Consider the following 521-nt stretch of genomic DNA (forward strand, 5'->3'; position numbering starts at 1 on the left):
TTCGGGGCTGTTTAAATAATAAATTTCTATACACATTGGTGTCACTTTCAAAAACATTATAAATTATTATTTTCTATCTCCTCAAACCATTCATTAGCAATATGACGGGCCGTTTTAATATCGTCATTAGTATAAATTAAATCATACTTGTATTCAGCTTGAAGCTTACCACTCTTGTTATCATATATTAATTTCAACTCAGTCGGCATGTCTCTTTCATATTCTTTACACAACATTTTGATTTTTCCGACATTATCATTAATGATATCTAATACCATAAACCCTCGTTCTGTAGACACATCATATCTTTCATCCCCTTCCTCCAATGCATCATTTAATTTATGAGACTTTACATATTTATTATTAATTAAATAAAAGAAATTGCTCGATATAACTCCTTCTTCACATGAAGCATAGACATATACTTTATCCGCTCTATCTTCCACATATTCCATACATATGGATATCATATCCGCTTGTAGTTCACTAAATATATCTTCAAATTCTTTCATGCTACTTTT

Annotated in this window: 1 protein-coding gene; it reads right to left on the reverse strand. The window is 29.8% G+C overall.

The genetic code is table 11. The features are described from left to right. Nucleotides 1–56 precede the first annotated feature (56 nt). Nucleotides 57–512, reverse strand: coding sequence for an immunity protein YezG family protein (locus H9632_RS18725; protein ID WP_191705571.1), 456 nt, complete (start codon nucleotides 510–512; stop codon nucleotides 57–59). Nucleotides 513–521 lie beyond the last annotated feature (9 nt).

This window comes from Solibacillus merdavium, assembly GCF_014836935.1.
GTDB classification, from domain to species: domain Bacteria; phylum Bacillota; class Bacilli; order Bacillales_A; family Planococcaceae; genus Solibacillus; species Solibacillus ferritrahens.